This is a genomic window from Bradyrhizobium sp. CIR48, from assembly GCF_014198315.1.
Classification (GTDB): Bacteria; Pseudomonadota; Alphaproteobacteria; order Rhizobiales; family Xanthobacteraceae; genus Bradyrhizobium.
The window spans coordinates 507,312-528,679 of sequence record NZ_JACIHG010000003.1; the positions used below are offsets into that span (position 1 = coordinate 507,312).

At 57.8% G+C, this 21,368-nt stretch carries 15 protein-coding genes; 8 read left to right on the plus strand and 7 right to left on the minus strand.

The window, feature by feature from the left end:
* Positions 1-1,380: 1,380 nt before the first annotated feature.
* Both GGD66_RS12390 and GGD66_RS12395 read left to right on the plus strand, forming a co-directional pair.
* The gene (locus GGD66_RS12390; protein WP_183257911.1) at positions 1,381-2,130 is read left to right on the plus strand and encodes a hypothetical protein; all 750 of its coding nucleotides are present in this window, start codon (positions 1,381-1,383) and stop codon (positions 2,128-2,130) included.
* 59 nt (positions 2,131-2,189) lie between these two features.
* A complete protein-coding gene (locus GGD66_RS12395) occupies positions 2,190-2,909 on the plus strand; it encodes a hypothetical protein (RefSeq protein WP_183257912.1) in 720 nt (239 codons plus the stop codon).
* Between the two features lie 274 nt (positions 2,910-3,183).
* Here GGD66_RS12395 and GGD66_RS12400 read toward each other — a convergent pair whose 3' ends face one another.
* The 3 genes from GGD66_RS12400 to GGD66_RS12410 form a co-directional block, all read right to left on the minus strand.
* Positions 3,184-5,010 (minus strand): NEL-type E3 ubiquitin ligase domain-containing protein, encoded by a 1,827-nt coding sequence (locus GGD66_RS12400; RefSeq protein WP_183257913.1) that lies wholly within the window; start codon positions 5,008-5,010, stop codon positions 3,184-3,186.
* A gap of 822 nt (positions 5,011-5,832) precedes the next feature.
* Positions 5,833-6,078 carry a hypothetical protein gene (locus tag GGD66_RS12405; RefSeq protein WP_246788856.1) on the minus strand — a complete coding sequence of 82 codons (246 nt, stop codon included), beginning with the start codon at positions 6,076-6,078 and terminating at the stop codon, positions 5,833-5,835.
* A 304-nt stretch (positions 6,079-6,382) separates the two neighbouring features.
* Positions 6,383-6,682 carry a hypothetical protein gene (locus GGD66_RS12410; protein ID WP_183257914.1) on the minus strand — a complete coding sequence of 100 codons (300 nt, stop codon included), beginning with the start codon at positions 6,680-6,682 and terminating at the stop codon, positions 6,383-6,385.
* 1,280 nt (positions 6,683-7,962) lie between these two features.
* Between GGD66_RS12410 and GGD66_RS12415 the strand changes: the two genes are divergently transcribed.
* The 6 genes from GGD66_RS12415 to GGD66_RS12440 all read left to right on the plus strand — a co-directional run bounded on the left by GGD66_RS12415 (position 7,963) and on the right by GGD66_RS12440 (position 16,901).
* The gene (locus GGD66_RS12415; protein WP_246788857.1) at positions 7,963-8,241 is read left to right on the plus strand and encodes a hypothetical protein; all 279 of its coding nucleotides are present in this window, start codon (positions 7,963-7,965) and stop codon (positions 8,239-8,241) included.
* A gap of 1,765 nt (positions 8,242-10,006) precedes the next feature.
* Complete coding sequence (locus tag GGD66_RS12420) at positions 10,007-11,077, plus strand: cytochrome-c peroxidase (protein ID WP_183257916.1); 1,071 nt, start codon at positions 10,007-10,009, stop codon at positions 11,075-11,077.
* A gap of 1,152 nt (positions 11,078-12,229) precedes the next feature.
* On the plus strand, positions 12,230-13,354 hold the full coding sequence (modC, locus tag GGD66_RS12425; RefSeq protein WP_183257917.1) for a molybdenum ABC transporter ATP-binding protein: 1,125 nt from the start codon (positions 12,230-12,232) through the stop codon (positions 13,352-13,354).
* 54 nt (positions 13,355-13,408) lie between these two features.
* Positions 13,409-14,011: a DUF2478 domain-containing protein gene (locus GGD66_RS12430; protein ID WP_312014114.1), complete on the plus strand. Its 603-nt coding sequence runs from the start codon at positions 13,409-13,411 to the stop codon at positions 14,009-14,011.
* A 1,735-nt stretch (positions 14,012-15,746) separates the two neighbouring features.
* Complete coding sequence (locus tag GGD66_RS12435; RefSeq protein WP_183258073.1) at positions 15,747-16,301, plus strand: peroxiredoxin; 555 nt, start codon at positions 15,747-15,749, stop codon at positions 16,299-16,301.
* A gap of 6 nt (positions 16,302-16,307) precedes the next feature.
* Positions 16,308-16,901, plus strand: a complete 594-nt coding sequence (locus GGD66_RS12440; protein ID WP_246788858.1) for a carboxymuconolactone decarboxylase family protein — start codon at positions 16,308-16,310, stop codon at positions 16,899-16,901.
* 185 nt (positions 16,902-17,086) lie between these two features.
* Here GGD66_RS12440 and GGD66_RS12445 read toward each other — a convergent pair whose 3' ends face one another.
* The 4 genes from GGD66_RS12445 to nifW form a co-directional block, all read right to left on the minus strand.
* Positions 17,087-17,383, minus strand: coding sequence for a ferredoxin family protein (locus tag GGD66_RS12445; protein ID WP_183257919.1), 297 nt, complete (start codon positions 17,381-17,383; stop codon positions 17,087-17,089).
* A 40-nt stretch (positions 17,384-17,423) separates the two neighbouring features.
* Entirely contained in the window at positions 17,424-18,731 is a 1,308-nt protein-coding gene (locus tag GGD66_RS12450) for an FAD-dependent oxidoreductase (protein ID WP_183257920.1), read from the minus strand.
* Positions 18,732-18,742: 11 nt separating this feature from the next.
* Positions 18,743-19,852, minus strand: coding sequence for an electron transfer flavoprotein subunit alpha/FixB family protein (locus GGD66_RS12455; RefSeq protein ID WP_018319594.1), 1,110 nt, complete (start codon positions 19,850-19,852; stop codon positions 18,743-18,745).
* Between the two features lie 994 nt (positions 19,853-20,846).
* Positions 20,847-21,188 (minus strand): nitrogenase stabilizing/protective protein NifW, encoded by a 342-nt coding sequence (gene nifW, locus GGD66_RS12460; RefSeq protein WP_183257921.1) that lies wholly within the window; start codon positions 21,186-21,188, stop codon positions 20,847-20,849.
* Positions 21,189-21,368: the final 180 nt, after the last annotated feature.

A 21,368-nucleotide genomic window follows, 5' to 3' on the forward strand; every position in this document is an offset into this window, starting at 1 on the left:
CTATCACCAAGAAAACGGCCTCAGCGGGGGCTACGCTGAGGCAGAGCTTCCACTGTGTCGTGCTATTGGGGGAATGGCACAGACATGGAAATAACCTCTTCCCAAATGGCTTTTCTTAATTCTTTTCATTTCCGGCCTAACCAGCGATCCCCGGATCGGAGCTCTTCGCAGCGGCAGGAGATCGCTACTTTCAGCGGCCTACGGCGGCAGCTATGAGGACGACACTTCCTGTTTTCCACGCCTCCCTCGATTGTTGCAGTAAGTATCCGCCTTAGTCGCATTCAGTTGTGCTCGAGTTGCGTTACCCTGGTAGGTTTGCGTTTGTACCGCGGCGCCAGCGGGATTCCCTAGAGCGCAGCTCTAGGGGATGCCTAACAAAGCTTCGGTGGTTGTCCCGTGACGGATATGAAGGTGAGCATGATGTAGCTTTACGCCGAGGCCGAATGTGCAGACCAATTATCTAGAGCTCGACCGACCAGAAGAAACGAGAACTGGACGCGCACCTCGCACCCTATTTCAGGCGGGCTTGCCTAGCAAATCGAAAGGGTGGTCAGAGTGGGCGCTTTAAAACGGTAGTGTACACCGTCTGCCGCACCCAAGGAAGCGGCCCAGCGAGAGCGCACACGCGCCAGGCCATCGTTCATTCCCTGCAGATTCTTGTCGACCCGCACCACGTAGCCGCTCGACGCCGGCTTCTTTTGACTTAGCGTCCTCGATGTCGCTTCGCCACCGATGTTGCCCGTCGGGCGGTGCCCCGCTTACCCTTCAGTCTCGTTCTCCGCGACACGATAATCTCGCCTCGGCGCGAACAGATGCATGCTTGCTATTTGCGTCAGCAACCCGTTTCAGCGCGCATATCTCGATATTCTTCAGCAGAGTGAGAGCTCGGTCGTTCAGGGTCATCTCTCAGTACTTTTCTGCCGAAAAGACAACGATCGGATCCAGCAGACTTTTGATGATTTGCCAAGCCATAGACGGACCGCGTAGCACCGCCTCGATTGCGCTTCCCCGAGCTGGCAATCTGACGCTACGTAAGATTCTGTCGCTTCATGCCAATCTAGATAGGGGCGTCGATAGATCACCTACGGCAATCGCAACGATCACAACAGGCAGACGGTTGATTCTTGGTCGCGCGCATTCCAGCCGGTCAAAAATCTCACGTAGATCACCATTACAAGTGATTTACTCCCCATTCTCGGTCTGCATCGTCGTCGCAATCCAAGGACGTCACTCGCTTGATGTTGAAAATGTTCATCGGTCGCAGAGCTCTCGCATCTGAAGGTTCATTGGCCCTTCTTTCTGCCATGTTCGCACCCAAAGCAGAGACGTGCCGGTTGCGCAGTTTGCGCGCGGCGATAGCGAGTGTCTCAGGAGATTTCCATGGTGAAGCCAGTTGTAATTGTGGTCGGTGCGGACAAGGGAGGTGTCGGCAAGACGACCGTATCACGCACGCTACTGGACTACTTCAGCGTCAACAATGTGCAAACACGCGCATTTGACACGGAGTCGCCGCGGGGAACGCTGAAGCGCTTTTATCCCGAGACCACCGAGATCGTCGACATGACGACGACGGCGGACCAGATGAAGATCTTCGATACCCTGAACTCAGGGCTGTCCGTCACTGTCATCGATGCTCGCGCAGGCTTACTGTCCTCTGCGCTGGCCTCCTTGCGCGACATCGGATTTCTGGACTCGGCGCGGTCTGGCCAAATAACATTTGCCGTGTTCCATATCCTGGGATCATCCATCGCTTCGCTAGACGAGATCGCGGAAACCGCGACCTTCATGGGCGGCGCAAAGTACTACCTAGTCAAGAACTTCATCAACGACACTCAATTCTTCCAGTGGGATCAAGCGACCTATAATTCCTATTTTCACCGCATCAAACATGCGACTGAGTTGGTCATTCCGAAGCTTAACGAAATGGCCTATGAGCAGGTGGAAGTCGCATCCGTCCCATTCATAGACTTCGTCGCAAACAAGGGGCGGAACGATGAACCCGCGACCAACTCCTTCGTGCTGCGCGGCTATGTCCGGCACTGGCTGGCAAATGTCTGGAGCGAATTTGATCGCATCAACTTGACGGAATTGGCCGGCGCCAAGTCCGCCACCCGGGCCGGCGAGAAGTAGTCGCATATTCGGCGAGCTCAGGTCGGGCCCACGTACGAAACGAAATTGATCTGCTGGCTATGTTAGCGACCCCAATCTACATCATTTGCTCTCCTAGCCCGCAGGTCGGTAAAACTCTCATCGCTCGGGCCATGAGCGAGTTCTTGCTGCTTAAAAACGGCACAGCGCTGTCGTTTGATGTCAACTTGAAAGAGCCGTCATTGCTCGACTACCTCCCCAATATCACGGAGACCGCGGATGTGATCGACACTTATGGCAAGATGCAGCTTATGGACCCTCTTATCATCGACGACGGGGTAGCCAAGGTAATCGATCTCGGCTTTCACGCCTTCGACGAATTCTTCAGGATGTGCGAAGAGATCGGCTTCATGAAGGAGACGGCGCGCAGCTATGTCGCCCCCGTCATCCTCTTCGTCGCGGGCGCTGACCGCATCTCCTTTCGCGGTTATGAAATGCTGCGGCGGCGAATTCCGCCGGCGTCGCTGGTCACCGTCCACAACGAATTCGTGCTGCGTGGCGAATTACCTGGAGCGATGGATGGCGAGCGGGTGCTTCGGATTCCCGCGCTTCCGCTGTTCCTCAAAAGATATATAGACCGGCTTAGCTTTTCCTTCACTGGATATCTGCGCAACGAGAAGGACTGGTCCACTGAGCTGCATCAATGGATCCGACGGAACTACAGCATGTTTCGCGATCTGGATTCGAGTGTGATGCTGCGAAAGGCCTATCGATCTCGGGGCACGGATATCGACAGCCTACGTTGCACAAGGGCTACTTGAGATTCCGATCTGCTCACCATCTATTCGTCCGGCCTATGAGTAGTCTTCGATGGCGTTCTCAACGGGACGCGAACGCATAAATTGCGGTGTACGAATCTGCAGTGGATTGCCCATCTTTACCGTGATCGTCCGCACCGATCACGCGACCGGCAAGTGACGGCAGCTCATTCGCCGAATAGCGCATGCAGACACGCCCGTCCTCGAAAGGATCGATGACTGTCTTCACCTTGTGAACGGCTAGGCGGATCGACAGGCCCTTCCATCAGAGGACTGCTCATAGATCAAGGCCGAGTTTCCCGAGCACCTGGTGCATGACCGCGCTTTTGATCTCGCGGGCGATCTCGTTTCGGATCTGGGCGCCGAGCACCCGCTCGGCATCGGCATCGCCTGTCAAACCTTCCTCGGCCAGTTGGAGACTCAGACGGGTTTGAAACTCTTCGCCCATCGCGTCGACGAGCCGCTCCTGCATGGCAGCATAATCTTCGGGCGCGATGCGCCTCGTCACGCTTTCCCACGGTTGCCAGCGCGTTGCCAGATAATCGGCAAATTCCGCAGCTTCCCGATTCCGCACCGATGCCCCAGCGCTGGCCACATCGTCCTCGGTCACGTGAGAGACGTTCATGAAGCGCATGTCGGGAGCGATGTGCCGCAGCTCGAGCGGGTCGCGCAGCTGGGTCTGGTAGGCAAGGTAGACCTCGATTTCATCGACGTCCGCGTCGGGATCGGCACGACGAAGCGAGTTGACCCTCTCGCGCGCGATTTCGTCTAGCGCTTCCAAGCGAAACATGACGCGGCCGTGCTGGAGCAGTTCGCCCAATCGCCCGTCATAGACGCCGTCCTCGACATCAGCGTTCAGGCGTGCGGTCTGCATGCCGTTCCAGGCCAAAGTAACGCGATCCTCGCAACTCGCGTTCGCTCCCGAAGCCAACTCGAAATATTGCTCGCGCAAACGCGGCCTGACGGCTGCCTGCCGCAAATCTTCGGCGACCGCCTGGCGGAACGCCTCGTTGCCATAGTTCACGGTGCCACGGAGCCTGTCGAGGAAGCGTGCATAGTCCGCGGCCCCCGCTTCATGGCCGAAGTGCCGCCAAGCGGCCATTGCCATGGGCTCGTCCTCGAGCCAGTCCGCGGCAACCTCTTGCAGGGACCGCGGCTGAACTTCCACCGCTCCATCCGCCGTCGAGAAGAAAACCTGCGGGCCGGCATAGTGTCCGGCATGCATCGCTGTTGCAAGGCCGGCCTGCACCCCATCGGCGAGCGGATTATTCTCCAGATCAACGCTCGAATCACGACTTAGTTGCGTCAGCAGGGTCTCGGGCACGCTGGTCAGCTGGTTGTTGCTGGCGCCGAGCCACAGCAGCTCGGGCGGGACCGTCTCAGGCAGGCTGGTCAGCCGGTTGTGGCTGGCGCTGAGCCATTCGAGCTCGGCCGGAAGAGGCTCGGGCAGGTCCGTCAGCTGATTGTAGTCGACGTTCAGACGCTGGAGCCCGGCTGGAAGCCCGGGCAGGTGGGTCAGGCGGTTGCCGCTGACGTCCAACTCCTGAAGCGTTGCTGGAAGGCGTTCAGGCAAGCTGGTCAGCTGATTGTTGTCGACATTCAGCCGCCGCAATCCCGGCGGCAGCTCTGCGGGCAGGCGCGTCAGCCCATTGCTGATGGCATAGAGCCGCCGCAGCCCAGGTGGAAGCTCGGGTAGGCTGGTCAGCCGATTATTGCTGGCGTAGAGCCGTTGGAGGCTCGCCGGAAGGGTCTCGGGCAGGCTGTTAAGCTGATTATCGTCGACATTCAGGCGGCGCAACCCGGCCGGAATGGACGCCGACAAGGCGGTCAGGGACAGAGACGACAGATCTAACGGCTCATTGAGATCACCCGCGCCCCGCCAAGCCCTCGTTACCGCCTGTTGCCGATCCTCATGTTGCCCCTGCCCGTTTTCGGCAGCCCAGTCCGTCAACATCTCGTCCTGCGAGGCAGCCGCCTCGGCAGCGGACACCTGAACGTCCGTTAAGGCCTCTCCCCACTGCGATGCGGCCGGAGAGCCCGGTTCGGAGCTTTCCAAATCGGACGTTGCGGAAGGAGTACCAGCGCCGAGCTGTTCTGCATTCATCGATGTCGTCTCTTCGGTAGCAAAATGAAGCAAACGCGCCGGGGCGGCGCATCTTAGAACTGGTAACCGGCCATGGAGAGCGCTCCACCGGCTAACTGCAATGAGGTGCGATCACACAGCGGGGCCGTCACACACCGCTGGCGCGAATACGCTGCTGCGAGTGCTACCGAGTAACTTCAGACGGGGCAGCGAACCCAGGCGAAGTCTCGCTCGTGGATCAGTTGATATTGGAGTCTATCCCGGTGTCCCCTGCCAGATCTAGCCCTTTGAGCCGGCTCTGCCAGCGAGTAGCGATGTTCATGATACGAGAGCCAGCTGTCGATAAGCTGACAGACCGCGGAGCGACGAAACTGGACGGCTCCCATCAATTACACAACCTTAGGCTCAGCGCTACGCAGATGAATTACTTCGAGCTGGGCCGACTGGCGCCGGGTGCCGGGTGCCGGCACCCCGGCAGCGGGACGCTTAGGCCGGCAACTTTGCCGTCGCTTGCGGAGGCGGGCCCACTGCCCCCTGCGTTCAAACGCCTATGCTAAATAGCTGAGCTAAAAGCTTGCAGCCACATCGCGCCTAATGCCGCTCGGCCTTCTACGAGACGCGGCGCGCACCCGATGTTAACAAACACGGGCTCGCTAAATTTCTCCGATGACGAGTTCCCAGCCATTGACATCGGCCACAAAGACCGGCCCTCCCCTCTCGGCTCACCGTCGCGGATCTCGACGGGTAAGCGCTGATGAGACGGCACTTGACCCGTACGCGATCGACTGAATGATCGAACAGCTGCATCCGCACTGGTGCGACAAGAATTTCTGTATACCGAGCTCAATTTAGTCGATCCGCGCCGCGATCAATGAACTTGAGCATCGACTGCGCCTCGTTGATCTCGCGTGAAACACGTTTCAATATCCGTATTGCCATCTCCTCCGTCGCGATCAGTTCCGCTCTCTCGCAGGCTAGCCCAAAATGATGCATCACCTGCTCGTCAGAGGGCGCGATACGGTTCTGCAATAAGCTGGTCGTCAATGACGAGAGCATGTGCTCGACAACGTCATTCTCCGCCTGGCTCAAGTCCTTGTCCTTCTGATTTTCTGGTCAGTTCTGTAATCTTTGGCCACATCGCGTTGCTGCGAAGGATAGTCATCTTCGACACTGCAGCTTCATGCCCGTTGAACGCTGCTTCGAGAGATTCATTTGGTCGGTTACCTCACTGCTTGGACCTCTTCTCCTCAGCACAGGCGCACGGCTTCAGATAGCGTGAGTTGCGCCATTATGATAGCTCCACAGCGACATTCCGCTCCTTTGGAGTGCCGATCGAATGATGCTGCAAATATGGAAAGGCCCCCTAACTCCGACCTTCCCAATCAGAACGTCGTCAAGTTGCGACACACGAGAAGCTATTCTCTCGCAAACGTCCCGTCCGGCCTGACCTCCGGCCTTTCGGCTCAACGCATTGCATGTCGTGGCGCAGCCCCACGATCGTCCGGCGCGGATGCTTTCCTCGAAACTCGGCAGAAATAGATTGAAGCTCAACCGCCGCCTTTTGCTGGAACACCGAATGGTCGACGTTGCGCAGCTTCTTGTCGCGCGTGACGACCACTATTGAGAATGCAACGATGTCGCTGGCGCGATCGATTTCGCCTAGCGCCCCCGCGAGGCTGGTTTGAGAGGACATAACGACCTTCCGAGCTTTCACCGCAGCGCTCTGTGCGGCCGTCAGTGCTGCCGGTCATCGCCTCTGACCGGATATGAACAGTCTATTCCGTTGGAGTATTTGCCTGCGAGCGCGGGCTGTTCACCCAGCACGCTTTCGCTGGACCGCCAAAAACGCGAATACGGCTGGGGTCAGCCATATTCTGCTGCCTGTATCGTTCCACCATCCAGGCCATCTCGCGACTCCAACTGGTCAGTGTACTTTAGCCCGACGTCCCGTGCGGACGATGCAAATGGCTCCCTGGCCATCGCCCGCAAGCGAGAAAACTGGCAATCAGCGCGCCGTCCCCATCGGTCTCCACTTGCGATGCGCCATCAACGCCTGCCAAGTGGGCCTTTATCCTTTACGCATCAGCAAGCCTACAACCTGTCGCAGCGTGAGATTCAAGCTATTAAATCGGTCTTTTGAGGCAGACTGTGCACAGCGGATGTCGATAGCAAGATTGTCCATGGAATGCTCAGTTGGCTCGACACTGCGTCTAGCCGACATTTGCCTCGACCCAATCCCGGCGCGTGCGTCTCTTGATTGGATGGCGCGTGCCGGGATCGCAGTCAGGCTGGCTCGCCTTCCTAGAACAATCGTCCCCATGGCTTTCTCATATTGTTGATGTGGTCCACCTCGCTCATAAATTATTTATCGGGTAAGCGATTGCGAATGCCGGGTACCACCGCGGGACTGACCAGCATCAGAGAGGAGGCGTTCGCAAGAAGCCGCCGCTCTACGCCGCTTGGGCCGCTAGAGCTCGACATCGCTACGGTCCGACTCGCGAGCTGTGGCCCAAGTCATGTCGCGCCCAGCGACTCAACAGGCAACAAAGCCGTCAAGCCCTTGCAAGTTCCGCCGCCATCGACCATGGGGACATGCGTTGTGCGTTAATAGTTCCTGCTTGAGCCGTCTGCGTGTCGGACATGAATTTAACTGCTCCGGTTCTCGGTTTTTCTTCGCGCACCAATCAATCCTGTGTAGCGCAGGAATTGTGCAAGGCACACGATCGCAGCGCCGTGAAAACGCGAGGATCTGCCTCGATTTCTCGTCGCGCGCGCGGTGTAGGGTGATACTGATGATAAGAGTGGCAAACATCGAACTGCTCGCCGAAAGACGGGCGTGAAGTCGCAAGTCCTCGGATGCAGTTGTTCGGCAGGAGTGCGGAGCCAAGGAATGGCCGCTCGATGACGATCGCCATAATTGATACTCCAGGGACGAAGTGAACTATATCTGTGATGACTTCAATTGATGATACATTGAGTGAGATCAGATGGCTGCGGAACGAAATCTGGCGCTGCCGTCGATTCCTTAAAAGGGACCTACCTGGCGCGGAGCGCAAGGCCGTTGAGAAGCGTCTGCTTGAACAGCTTTCTGCCTTTGAACGGCTCTTGTCGACGGCGTTTCCTTTGGCCTTGAGCCCTAAAGTGTATTCGGCCAAGAGCACCGCAATCGGGCGAAGCGACTCCCCTGAAGCGCCGATCGAGAACGCCGCAATGGCATCAAACGGTTCCTTCGAGAAGCAGATGGGCGGCTAAAAAACGAGGTTGCCTAGCTCAGTCTGTACCTTGAGCCCGGCACTCGAGAAAAGCTAATCCCCAGCTGAGAAATCTGAGGAAGACGCGACGGAACAAACCTCCAACGCTAACCTTCCGGCGATCTTTTTCCAGTTATAGCGATTTAGCCACCTGACGGAGAAAACCTGGTTGCCGACCACAACGCCCTAGATTGATGGACAGCACGGATTCCTGCAGATGTCCGACCGTAACCAGAACAGTTTACGCAGATTGTCCTTCCGACCAGTTACAGTGAGCCGATGGCAATCTCACGACGGCCTCAAAGTCGGCGAATGACTGCGCAACTGCTGCGGTACGAAATAGAAGTTCAGAGCGCGTTACAACCTCGTAACACGCGTGGGCGCATTATTGATCGGTGATCGAGGCCAGTCGATTCACGAAGCTCAGTCCCCCTGATAGATGAACTGCGGCTCGGCAGGCTGATGCTTCTGCCACCAAGCTGGCCAACTCCGGCGCCCGTCAGCCTGGAACATCTCACTGTCGCTCGATTTCTGCAACTGCCGCTCTGACCCCTCACTCTCGATGGAGGACGATCGGAAGCCTGTTGAGACGCCGTCTCGGTCCGCCGTTTCTCGCCGCCGCGGTTGGCATCATGCGGCGGCATTCGCGGCGCAAGTTCTTGAAGTTGTCCCTAAGACAAAAAATGGCTACGACCACATCGGTACGCCCTGTAAAGCGGTCACAGAAGCGCATCACATCTGGTCTGCACAACGTCAAGACTTCCTCGGCCCGCCGATCTCGCGCACGAGCGTGTCCTGCGCACCACGTGGCTGTGATCGCGATCACGATCGCAGCGAGAGCGGCTGCACAGCGATGCGCATTGCAAACCCAGCTCATTCGCCGCTCTTGATTCACCAAACCTGTCTTAAGCCGCATATCCTTCATTATTTTTCTTTGCCCCGCGACCGCAGTCTGTTTACCGGATTGGGCGCCTCGGCAGCCGCGGTCGCGCTGTTGCGGGGCAGCCGCAATGATTGCGGCCTCCGAATCATCGTCCCGCCAAGCCCAACACGCTCATTGCGAAGACCGAGATACAACAAAGATCGACCGTTTAGCGCATGTGTGACGATGCTGGCTCCCCATATGGCGTTCTGCTTCGCAATGCCTACAACCTGACGCCACGGTCGATTCAAGCACTTTGAGCGTCCGTCATGCGTGAATACGTCCTGAGACGGGCAAACCCACATTGTGAGCAATAGGACGAACTCCCGACAACTGCACGCCTGACCGACAGCCCGCGGGTAGGACCGTCACCGATGTTCGTGGATGACGCCCAGCCTAGTGTTGGGGGTGGACATCGAGACGATCAGCGACAAGCTGCGTCAGCGCAGCTCGCTTTGTTCGCGGTCCCAACCAGCTGACCTGCAGAGTCAAAGAGTGCGGTACGGTGAGTTTCCGAGAAGCACAGAGGTTTGGACCAACAGGCCAGGATACCGTGGCTGGAGGTGATTGTCGCAACTGTCACGTACCATCGATTCGACAGCCTCAAGCCGCTCTCTGCTATTCACGATTCGCAATTGCTTGAAAGCAGCTCAGCAGCTTCGACCTTGAGCCCCCTGGCACGCCGGTTGCTATTAACACCGGCAGAGCGTCAGCCTGGGTGCAGCCTAGCGCATCATTCGGAAGAGACCATTCGTCGTTGAGTGCTGCAGGTCTTCCTGCGGACGGACGCGGACCGAGCCCTATGTTCGCGATCCCACGATCTAGGAGAAAAGCGAGACTTCACATGAGAAAATTAGCGGTACGCGAGCTTTCCAGGGCCGGCAGGTTAGGTGTTGTGGCCTCAGCCATTCTGGTTCCACCAGCAGCAGGTGCCAGTGAGGATTTGATGAGCGCCGCCAAGCGGATCTTCAAGCCGATTCCCTCAATCGCTCCCGCGGTGAAGGACAATCCTATCACCCAGGAAAAGGTCACACTTGGCAAATCCTTGTTTTTCGATCCGAGGCTATCGGCGAGCGGGGTTATTAGCTGCAACACGTGTCATAACCTTGGGACGGGCGGGGTAGATGCCGGCCCAACGTCGATTGGTCATCGCTGGCAGCTGGGGTCACGTCGTGCGCCAACAGTCTATAACGCGGTCTTCAACGTGGCGCAGTTCTGGGATGGGCGCGCGGCGGATCTTAAGGCGCAAGCCGCAGGCCCTGTCCAGGCCAGCGTCGAAATGAATGCGACGCCCGATCGTGTGCTCAGAACATTGAATTCAATGACCGACTATGTCGTTATGTTCAGTAAGGCTTTTCCCAACGAAGCGGCGCCCGTTACGTTTGAAAATTTCGCCAAGGCCATCGAGGCTTTCGAGGCGACCTTGATTACTCCTGCCGCCCCCTTCGATCAGTACCTAGAGGGCGATGAATATGCTCTCAGCGATCAGCAGAAAACCGGGCTAAAGCTATTCATCGAAAAGGGATGTTCCTCTTGCCACAACGGAATCAACGTCGGTGGACAGGATTATTTCCCGTTCGGCGTCATTAAAAGGCCAGCGGAAAGCCTGCTTCCAAGGGAGGACAAGGGTCGTTTTGCCGTCACCAAGGATCTCGGCGATGAGTATGTTTTCCGCTCGGCGCCGTTGCGCAACGTCGCATTGCGCCCGCCCTACTTTCATTCTGGTCAAGTTTGGAGTCTTAAGCAAGCGGTTGGCGTAATGAGTGAGGTTCAGCTTGGCGCAAAGCAAAGCGATGAAGAAACTGACGAGATTGTCGCCTTTCTGAATTCGCTCACCGGGCAGCTGCCAAAGATCGATTACCCGATACTGCCCACGCGCACCATTGCAACGCCAAAGCCCTCCTTGGACAAATAGACCTTCTCCATAGCGACACGCTAGGCCGTCCAAGCTGGAGCACTCAGCAGGCCCAAATTGCGAGCATCGAGCCCCAACCCGTTCGTCACTGACGCAAGAGTTCCTTAGGGGCCGGTCAAATTATCCGTCTTGGGCAGCTTAATCCTGGGCCACATCGCGTTGCAACGAAGGGCGCGCGCGCCCTCAAATGCGCCCGCAATCGGTGCTGCTAGGAAGACGCTCTGCCGTAGCTCGCGGGCACCGCATATCATCTCACATCAACCCTTTTTCCAAACGCCCGGCTGCCGACCTTCTCCTCCGCGCAGATCGGAAGGTGCCAAATCGGATGGCATGGACTTGTGCATCATTGACGAGTTTTACGGCCGCATATTCGCCAAAGCACCATCCCCAATCCAAGAGGCGATCTGATCATCCTCAGCTTCCATCTGGTAGCTCCTGCATGTGCGGTTGCTGACGCGAGCGTCCAAAGTCCTACAATAAGATGCGGCGATTTAAGACGCCGGGTGGAGGCCGATACAAAGCCTCCCTTACCGCTAGGCGCGCAGATTCCTTGAAACGGCACGCGGATTGCTGGGCAGGGATCAACCAGTCGCCGCGAAGCAAGCCGTCGCGGCGAAACCGGAGTTCCAATGAGGTTTATCCGTTTCATCCTGATCGATCTGGCTTTGATGCTGCTCGCACCCGAGAATGCAGCGGCCATGACCATGGCTACCGGCGTACACTTCAAATCGGCTACCAAAGCTGTGGGATCCTTGATGCGAATTTCCGGCTCCGAGCCAGTATTCAGCTCTGGCGTGAGCCGACAAGTTTACCGCCAAACCTCTCAAGCCACGCCATTTGGACATTCAGCAGAAGCCCTCCGCCTGGAGGAGCAGGCTGAGAACCTCGCACTGCTGGACAGGCGCTTTGCCTCTCATTGGCAAGCGCACTGGGCAGCGTCCGATTGTCACGATCCTCGCGGCGCGGGGATACTCAACAAGCCTCTAGTCTTAACACCGATCTGCAGTCCGCCGCCGCACCTTATGCCCTCACGCGAGCAGAGACGCCGTTCTGGAGCGGCACAGACTGGATTGTCGGAGGCATGGCCATCATCTCCATTGCAGCGATTGTGCTCGTGACTTGGATAGGACGATACAGCACAGGCGTAGGTTCATGAGAGAAGCAAAAACGGGCTATATTGAGGTTGCCTTCAACGACTCTCTCGCAAACATCCCGCTTGATGCGCAATTCAGCCTGCCAGCCAAAGGCGTCACAGCGATTTTTGGTCCGCCCGGGTGCGGCAAGACCACGCTCGCGCGCTGCATCGCTGGCGTGCAGCGTCTGCCCAGCGGATTTTGTGCGGTCGATGGAGAGATTTGGCAGGATGAGACAACGTTTCGACCGCCTCATCTGCGTCCCGTCGCATATGTATTCCAGCTATCAATTCTTCCTTCTCATTGGTCTGTACGGCGCACCCTCCTATACAAGGCGTCAAAATCGCCACCGACACTGATCGATTTTGATGGTGTGGTCGAATTGCTCGCCTTGGCGCCACTGCTCGAGCGCTCCCCATCACATCTTTCCGCGGCCGAGCGACAGCGACTTGCCCTTGGCAGCGCGCTGTTAGGCCAGCCTCGGCTACTTTTGCTGGACGATCCCCTCATTGTGCTCGACCGCTCCGCCAAATGCGAGATCCTGCCATTTCTCGAGCGCATGCGGGAAAAGCTCCCATTGCCGATGATCTACATCAGTCATGATATCGCTGATATCGAGCGTTTTGCCGATCATCTTGTCATGATGAAAGATGGCTTCGTGACTGCGGCCGGGCCGCTCAATGTCGTTCAGAGCGATCCTGCGCTTGCCAGGCGCGGCGAAGCGGCAGTCTGTCTTGATACCTTGGTCGGCGGCTATGACGGACGCTATGGGCTGATCATGCTCCGCCTCAACGGGGCGCGCCTTCTGATACCTGGAGTGCCGCTTAGACCGGGCGCGCAGCTGCGGCTGCGCATCGCAGCCAGCGATGTCAGCATCGCGTGCGAGCCCCCACGTGCAAGCTCTATCCTCAATGTATTTCCGGCACGCATCAAAGCCTCTCTGCCGTTCGACGAGGCGGAGGTCACCTTGGTTCTGGCTCTTGAAACTGGCCGTTCTGGCGTGCCGCTTTTGGCGCGCATCACGCGCCGCTCCTTTGATGCGCTACGGCTCAGCAATGGAGCGGACGTTTTTGCGGAGGTCGCGCGCGCCGTTCCGCTCGGGGCTGCCGAGCGGTGCTTGCAACGCGTGCCACGATCAGCATGAGAGCGTTCGACAGCTATGCCCCGATACGAGAAACACATCAACAGGAACCCCGCCGTGATCGATAATCTGGATGAGATAGATCCGAATAGTGTGGGGGCTATTCTCTACCGTCCAAAAGACGATGTCGATAGGCTACTGGCCGATTTCGCTCAGGATATCGCGCAGCAAGGCGTACGCATCGGCGGCATCGTGCAGCGAAACTCGAGGTGCGCAAATGGCACGCATGTCATGCTCGCAATCGACGTTGCGACGGGACAAGAGATCTCGATTTCTCAGCCACTCGGCAGCGGAGCTATGTCCTGTAATCTCGATACAAATGGGCTTGCCAAGGCCGCAGCTGTCGTTTCCCAGGCACTTCGCAACGAGATCGATCTTCTCGTGATCAACAAATTCGCCAAACAAGAAGCTGCTGGCCGCGGCCTGCGCGCCGAATTCGTTGGCGCGATCACCCAAGGCGTCCCAGTCCTGACAGCCGTTCCGAAAAAATGCCTTGCCCAGTGGCGAACCTTCACCGCGGGCGTTGGCACGCTGCTGCCTTGCGATCGTCAATCCTTGGAGCAGTGGTGGTGCGATATTTCAACGCGCGTCGCGCGCAGCGGGGCCTTCAGCCCCAGCTGCGGTTATTTGGCGACGACGATACCGGACCGACGACAGTGAGACTGTCGAGCACGTCGTCTCCGACATCGCCCATCAAACTCTTCCACCACCTCCGAAAACAGCCTTAGCTCTGGCGTTCGCTCCGACGCTCTGCGCCACGTGACGCCTCGCGAACGGCCGATTGCGGACCTTCAATGGCCAGACGTCGCAGTTCAACCAGCCGCGCGCGCTAACCAGTTCAAGCCGACATCAACCCCTCAGTCGGTTCTGCAGTGCCTGCCGGTCGACTACGAGATTGCTAAGGTCCAGGTCTGGCTGTCGTCTCCCCGCCAACCGCCTGGCCAGCGCCCGCGCACCGTCGAGCGCAAAGACACCGCAATCGTAGCCGTTCCTCTGCTGGCGTATGGAGGCGTTTTGCAGGTTGGCCCCACACGTTGTGCGAGCATTGCTGCGGGGCTATCATTGCGCCCCCTGGAGGAGTCGTAGTGGTAGGCTACGGGATCGTTGCGAGCGGCGGTCCACCAGCAGCAGCGACCAACGGGAGCCGCGGTGATTGAGGTCCGTAGCGCTGGCATCGTTCACTGGCATGAAGAGGAAGTCGGCTGTATCATTCCCATTCCCATCATCGACAATGCGATGGAATGCGCGGAGCGCTCCGCCTCGGCCGGTTCCATACCATTCTGCCTTGATGACATAGCTCTTCATAGCCGCCCCAGAGTCACACTCGGTGCACCGTCCACAGAGACTCCAGCTCAAAAAAGCCGGCCGACGAGATCGATGCCTGAACAAAAGAGACCCCCATCGCACCGAGCTCGTGCATTACACACACCTGCCCAACCTTGCCTGCTGCAGCAGAGCGCCCGCCCCTGAGCGGCATCGCTAACACTGAAAACAGTCCAAGAGAAACGAAAGCCAACTTGCCTCATCCGGAGAGCAACGGCGTTCGCGTACTACTCCCGGGCAAGGTCGCATGCGGCACATCGGGATCGCAATTGGGCTGATCCATTGCCGTTGGAAGAGCTACCTGGATTTGATACTTGCAACGGTACGTTCTGCTTCGCATTCGATTCTTCACGCCAATGCCCTCACATCCGCGACAAACCGCGTCAAGCCTGCACAGCCACATACCCAATGCACCTAAGACTTGAGACATTGAGGTCTCTCATTTGACCATGAAGCTTCAGAGTGACCCTCGCATGTATGATCCCGACTGCACAATCTGACGCTACGTAGAGTTCAAGCCCCAATCGCCGCCGCGGCGAGCCTGGTTGGCTTTCAAGCGTTTCAGGATCCGGCAAACCCTCGAGCCTTGTGATCTACCGCCGCCTCAATGCGCGAGGCGCCGTAGCCTATGATTACTCGCACCTTACTTGGCAACGGCGAGCATCTGGTCTTACTAGCGCAATCTGTTGTCGCGGCGATACAGCTGCTCTTGTTTGCGCCAGATGCTACGAACCTCGCGCTTCGTCAGGTTCAGTATTTCCATTAGACTCGGCAGGCCGACAGTCATTTGGCACATTGATGGCGAGATGAGGCAGTTTGCTCTTGAGAGACGCAGAACGGGCTTTGAACAGACGCTTGCAGGCGAACATCTCAGGCGGTCGCGCAAAGCAAGACTGTTTTCATGAATTTTGGCAAGGAATCGCTTGGCTACAGATTTTTCGTTGATCGACGCTCCAAGCGCGCGGGCTTGCCTGTATCAAAGCCGCTGGAATCCACTCCTGAGAACGGATGGCATATAGCTTGCTTCAACAGTGAAGCCACCTTCTACAGAAAGAAAATTTGTGAGGACAGCATGCTCGGAATTGGAAGTCAGTTGCCGCCGTTTGAAATCACAGGGGTGAAGCCCGGTTTTCAAGCGCAGGAGGAAGGAGGACAGAGTGCATTCGAGACGCTGACCGAAGCGAGCTTTCCAGAAAAATGGAAGATCATCTTCTTCTATCCCAAGGATTTTACCTTCGTCTGCCCGACAGAGATCGCTGAGTTTGCCCGGCTTTCCAAGGAATTCGCCGACCGCGATGCGGTTGTACTGGGTGGTTCGACTGACAATGAGTTCTGCAAGCTCGCTTGGCGGCGCTCACATGTCGACCTGCACAATCTGCCAATCTGGCAGTTCGCCGACACAAAGGGGACGCTCGTCGATGGTCTCGGCGTGCGTTCACCCGAAGGGGTTGCCTATCGTTACACCTTTATTGTTGACCCCCAAAATACGATCCAGCACGTCTATGCGACCAATCTCAGTGTCGGGCGCAGTCCTAGGGACACGCTCCGCGTTCTGGACGCGCTGCAAACCGACGAGCTCTGTCCCTGCAACCGCGAAATCGGCGGCGAAACCTTGAAGGTTGCTTGAGGCAGCATGTCGTCGATCGAACAATTAAGCGACAGGATTCCCGACTTCGCGAAGGATGTCAGGCTTAACTTGACCTCCTTGGTGGCCGATGAGACGCTTTCGCCGCAAAGAAAATACGGGCTGCTGCTGGCGAGCGCGATTGCCACCCGCAATGCAGCCCTCATTGCCGCGATCGAAGCGGCTGCGTCTGCCGTGATGACGTCTGTGGCGATCGCCGCAGCGAAAGCCGCTGCCTCCGTGATGGCAATGAACAACGTCTACTACCGCTTCGCTCACCTCGTTTCCAACCCGGAATACAAGATGATGCCTCCACGGCTTCGTATGAACGTGATCGGCAATCCCGGCGTGGACAAGTCCGATTTCGAGCTGTGGTCGCTTGCGGTCTCCGCCATAAACGGCTGCGGTGCCTGCATCGACGCACATGAGAAAACACTGAGAGCTGCGGGCGTGAATTTCGAAGCGATCCAGACCGCCGTGCGCTTTGCCGCGATCATGCAGTCAGTGGCGATCGCAATCGAGGCCGCTGGGCCCAACCCTCTCAAGCGGGAGACTGACCTTCCTCTCCCATCCGATCGACTGCGTTGTGACGCCACTCGGTGACGCCACAACCAGTTCTTCGTGGCTCCCGAAAGAGCCGGACATCGGCAAGTCATGTCTTGCCTGGCGTGCCCATTAAGAGTGTCTTGCTCGAATCCCAGGCGCCGTGCATGTGACGCGGAATGCGCTACAGATACGGTGAGATCCGGTCGCCTAACTCGGTCGCACCATGGCCCTTCGTTCCACCATCACCCAAACTTGAACAGCACTCCATATCCGCCGCGCGGATGGCTCCATTGGATGTCGCCGGTTGGCTCGGCGATCACGCGGCAGGTACCGCACTCGATGCAGCCGTCAACTGTTATCTCGACCTGGCCGTCATCGTTGAGCTCGTAGCACCGCGCGGGGCAGGCTTTCAAAAGTGCAAGTAGCTGCGGCGATGGCGTCGTGTGCGCCCGGACCTTGACGTGAGGGTAACCGACGTCAACAAGATAGCGGTTGTAATACAGCTTATCTTCGACGCGCACTGGGGGTTCGACATTCATGCTTTGACCTTCCATTGTTGGACTTCACACACTGTTGCGATCAGCGCCAGGCCCGGGCGAAACGACAAGCATCGCCGAACAGACCTGTCCATGACCGCGCCTTGACAAAGGATTTCAGGGTCGCCTTCTCCTTCTCAGCCTTCGGCGTACCATCGACGCGCACAAAGTCTTGCATCGCCTTGGAGATGAGCTGCGGATAGGTGAGAAAGAAGTTTTGTGAGTGAGTATGCATCAGGGGCGGCAAATCCTTGTACTTCTTTAGATCTTTGACGACGAAGGAATCATCCAGCATCTTCTTGTAGATCGACAGATTTGTTGCACTCATTGGCTCGCCGCGCGATTTCACCAGACCTATCGCTTCGGCGGCGATGCGGCCGGAAGTCATCGCTAGATTGGAGCCCTCACGATGAACGGCATTGTTGAGTTGGGCTGCATCGCCCACGACCACCCACCCCTCCCCATAAAGCCGCGGGATCGACTTATAACCGCCTTCAGGAATGAGATGGGCCGAATATTCCTTGACTTCGGACCCTGCTATCAGGGGCACCACAGAGGGATGCCTCTTGAATCGATCGAGCAGGCCGTAGGGCGTCTGGCCCGTGCGCTGGAAGTCGGCGACGAGACAACCTATGCCGAGCGAAATGCACTCTTTGTTGGCATAGATGAAACCCATTCCGGTCATGCCGCGGGAAATGGTACCGGCAGCCTCAATCACGACACCTTCATCACCCTTGAGATTGAAGCGTTCCTCGATAGTCTCGCGAGGCAAGAAGTGCATCTCCTTCACCGCGAGCGCAACATTATCGGCTGTCGGGCGCGCGCGCAGCCCCGCGCGCGTTCCGAGCAGGCCATTGACCCCTTCGGCCAGCACGACGACATCGGCGTGTATTTCGCCGTCTCGGCGATCTGTACGAACACCGACAATTCTTTCACGCTCGTCCCGTGCGAGCTCGGTGACGGTCGTCTCGCACAGCACGGTCGCGCCAGCCTCCCGCACCTTGGAAGAGAACCATTTGTCAAACTGGGCGCGTATAATCGTGTAGCGGTTCGGCCGTTCCTCGTTGAAGTCCTCCGAGCGGTAATGCATGCCGACATGGGAGTGATCGTCCATCATCCAGAACCGCTGCTCGATCAGGTGACGTTCGAGCGGCGCCTCCCCTCGAAACTCGGGGACCAGCTTCTCCATCATGTCGGCGTAGAGGATGGCGCCCTGCACATTCTTCGATCCGGGATATTCGCCCCGCTCGAGCTGCAGCACCTTCATGCCGCGTTTAGCCATGGTCAATGCCGCCGCGTTGCCGGCCATACCGGCTCCCACCACGATCGCATCGAATCTCTCTTCAATCATCATCATCTCCTCTAGACTGCGATACGGGCGCGCGAATTCGGCAAAAGCCGGGCACGAAATGCGGCCGTCAGCGCCGGTAGCAATTGCATGGCGTCACTGACGATCGCGAGATGGGCGAAGTCGAAGATCGGAGCGTTCTTGTCAGTATTGACGGCGACGATCAGATCCGCGCCCTCCACGCCAACCCGGTGCTGGATCGCGCCGGAAATGCCGGCGGCAATATAGAGCTTCGGCCGGATGGTTTTGCCCGTCTGGCCGATTTGCCGGTCAGACGTAACCCACCCTTTTTGCACGAGAGGACGCGAGCAGCCATATTCAGCGCCAAGCAGAGTTGCGAGCTCGCGCACCAACCGAAAGTTCTCAGGCGATCCCAATCCTAGGCCGCCCGCAACCACGACATCGGCATAGGCCAGATTGGACGTTTCTGCATCGCGGTCGGGAAGGAACGACAATACTTTTGTGACAATATCATCTTCGACAAGACCGAGCGGATGGACGATGATACGAGCGGCATCGCGTACGACGCGCTCAGGCATCGGCATGACCCGCGGGCGTACGGTTGCCATCTGCGGACGATAATTCAAGGTATAGATCGTGCAGAGCAGCGAGCCACCAAAGGTTGGACGCGTCGCCGCAAGAGAACCATCGGCGTCGACCTCCAGCGCGGTGCAGTCGGCAGTGAGCCCCGTCGACAGGGTCGTCGCCACGGAACCTGCGAGATCGCGACCGAGGGTCGTCGCCCCCAACAGTAGGATTTCGGGTTTGTAGGTGTTGACGAGTTCGGTTAGCGCTTTGGTATAGGATTCGTTGCGGTAATCCGACAAAACATTGTCGCTCACGAGATAAGCCAGATCGGCGCCATAGCAAAATGCGTCAAGCGCGGCGTTACGTGTGTGCTGCCCCTCCGGACCGATAACGACAGCGGCAAGGTTCACCTTTAGCCTATCGGCAAGCCTGCGGCCCGCACCCATGAGCTCCCAGGAAACCGGATGCACCTGGCCACGCTCCAGCTCGACGAAGACCCAGACGTGCTTGTACGCCTTAAAGTGCTCCGGCAGTTCTTTTTTGGCTGCTGCGCGGCCGGCCGCCGCCGGCATGGCCGTTCTGGTGACATTGCTCATGCTCTAAATTCCCCTCGAAAATAGGCGCGCCCGCGCCACACGTTGCTTTTTAGGTTCGCTAACTGAAGATCACTTTGGGTCAGCAAGTGGCCGGCTGCTCTGCCCCGTCTGCTTGGTCCGACCGGCCTCACAACAAGACGCGTCGTCGCGATAGACGTACCGGTCCCGCCGGATTTGGATAGGCCTTCCACACTAGAGCCTTGCGCGCGAGTTTCGACGAGCGCCACCGCGGCGGCCAGGGCGTCGCGGTGATTCTGACCGGTCGCTTCCATGCCTGAGTTGGCGAGTCCATTCGTTGCGCAATACCTGCGCCTCACTTTCGGCCCAGCGGCACCACATCGACTGTGACGACGAGGGCGATCCTGGCAACGCACCTGTCACGCGATCCATGCCGAGCCTCCAGCGCGGACAGCCCGTATGGGCCGACGTTGGCCCTCTTCCTGACGCATGTTGCAATCCGCCATGAGATGGATACAAATCTGAGCGGAATCCGGGGCCGATTTGATGCGGACGACACTGTGCATACCCTCTCCAGGTGTAGCGCGAACGGGCGACTTATCCATTGACCACCATCTCACCGTTCATACGGAGCCTTGATCGCGTCAAAGACCGTTTCGAACGGACCTGGCGCGATCGTAGGCCACGAGATGATGGCGCAGGGCTCGGCAGGCATTAAAAGCAGCATCATGGGTCTTCCTTCAATCTCATCTCGGACGACTACCATCTGTCGGCATCGATGATCGGATCGGCAGGACAACAGCAAGTGTCGTACCAGTTGCAAAACACACTGAATGTCAGTCGAAAGTAATGGTTTGGCAGACACTTGAATTTCCGCTGATACCGTGGACACGACCAGTCCAGACATGGGTCGGGAATACGACAGCCGCCGCTCGGGTGATAGCTGCAGAGAGTTGACCCGGAAAAAGACGAAGACCGCACATCGGGTTGCCACGGTGTCCCGTCGGGCACACCTTGCTTGCAGTGGAACGCTAGATCACTTCAGCTCGCTCAATGGGACGAAGGCCGCCGCGTTCTTAGGGTCTGCGACCGCCTCCTTCAAAACCTTGAACACTCGCTGGTCGATCGGTGACGATGCCACGAAATCGGCATAGGCCTGCTCCAGCATCCCCTTGCACCGAGCTCTGATTTCCGGTTCTGCGGCACCAGCAAATTGCTCTTTTGCAAAATATTGTCCCATGCGCTTTAAGATGTGAAGGCGCGCGACATTCACGATTTTAGGGTCGTAATCGACGTCAAGTAGCGAAAAAAAATCCTCTGCCGACGAGGCCTTGCTGAGCCGATCCAGGATACCGGCTGCCGGGGATGGGTTGATCATGGAAAATCTCCTTCGGATTAGCTCTCGACGGTAAATGAGATGGGGTTGTCCCTGTTGACTGCTGCTGTCCTGCCTCGCACAGCTGGTACACATCGCCAAAGCCTGACTCCGGAAAACGAGCCCTCAACTTCGCTGCCCGACCAGCAGGTCCGCCGGTGACGACGTCGGTCCCGATGAAGA

Coding starts and splice junctions, on each gene's coding strand:
- GGD66_RS12445 (WP_183257919.1), bottom strand. CDS start 17,383: ATGAATGTCGAACCCCCAGTGCGCGTCGAAGATAAGCTGTATTACAAC.
- nifW (WP_183257921.1), bottom strand. CDS start 21,188: ATGATCAACCCATCCCCGGCAGCCGGTATCCTGGATCGGCTCAGCAAG.
- GGD66_RS12440 (WP_246788858.1), top strand. CDS start 16,308: ATGTCGTCGATCGAACAATTAAGCGACAGGATTCCCGACTTCGCGAAG.
- GGD66_RS12410 (WP_183257914.1), bottom strand. CDS start 6,682: ATGTCCTCTCAAACCAGCCTCGCGGGGGCGCTAGGCGAAATCGATCGC.
- GGD66_RS12400 (WP_183257913.1), bottom strand. CDS start 5,010: ATGAATGCAGAACAGCTCGGCGCTGGTACTCCTTCCGCAACGTCCGAT.
- GGD66_RS12420 (WP_183257916.1), top strand. CDS start 10,007: ATGAGAAAATTAGCGGTACGCGAGCTTTCCAGGGCCGGCAGGTTAGGT.
- GGD66_RS12395 (WP_183257912.1), top strand. CDS start 2,190: ATGTTAGCGACCCCAATCTACATCATTTGCTCTCCTAGCCCGCAGGTC.
- GGD66_RS12455 (WP_018319594.1), bottom strand. CDS start 19,852: ATGAGCAATGTCACCAGAACGGCCATGCCGGCGGCGGCCGGCCGCGCA.
- GGD66_RS12435 (WP_183258073.1), top strand. CDS start 15,747: ATGCTCGGAATTGGAAGTCAGTTGCCGCCGTTTGAAATCACAGGGGTG.
- GGD66_RS12390 (WP_183257911.1), top strand. CDS start 1,381: ATGGTGAAGCCAGTTGTAATTGTGGTCGGTGCGGACAAGGGAGGTGTC.
- GGD66_RS12450 (WP_183257920.1), bottom strand. CDS start 18,731: ATGATTGAAGAGAGATTCGATGCGATCGTGGTGGGAGCCGGTATGGCC.
- modC (WP_183257917.1), top strand. CDS start 12,230: ATGAGAGAAGCAAAAACGGGCTATATTGAGGTTGCCTTCAACGACTCT.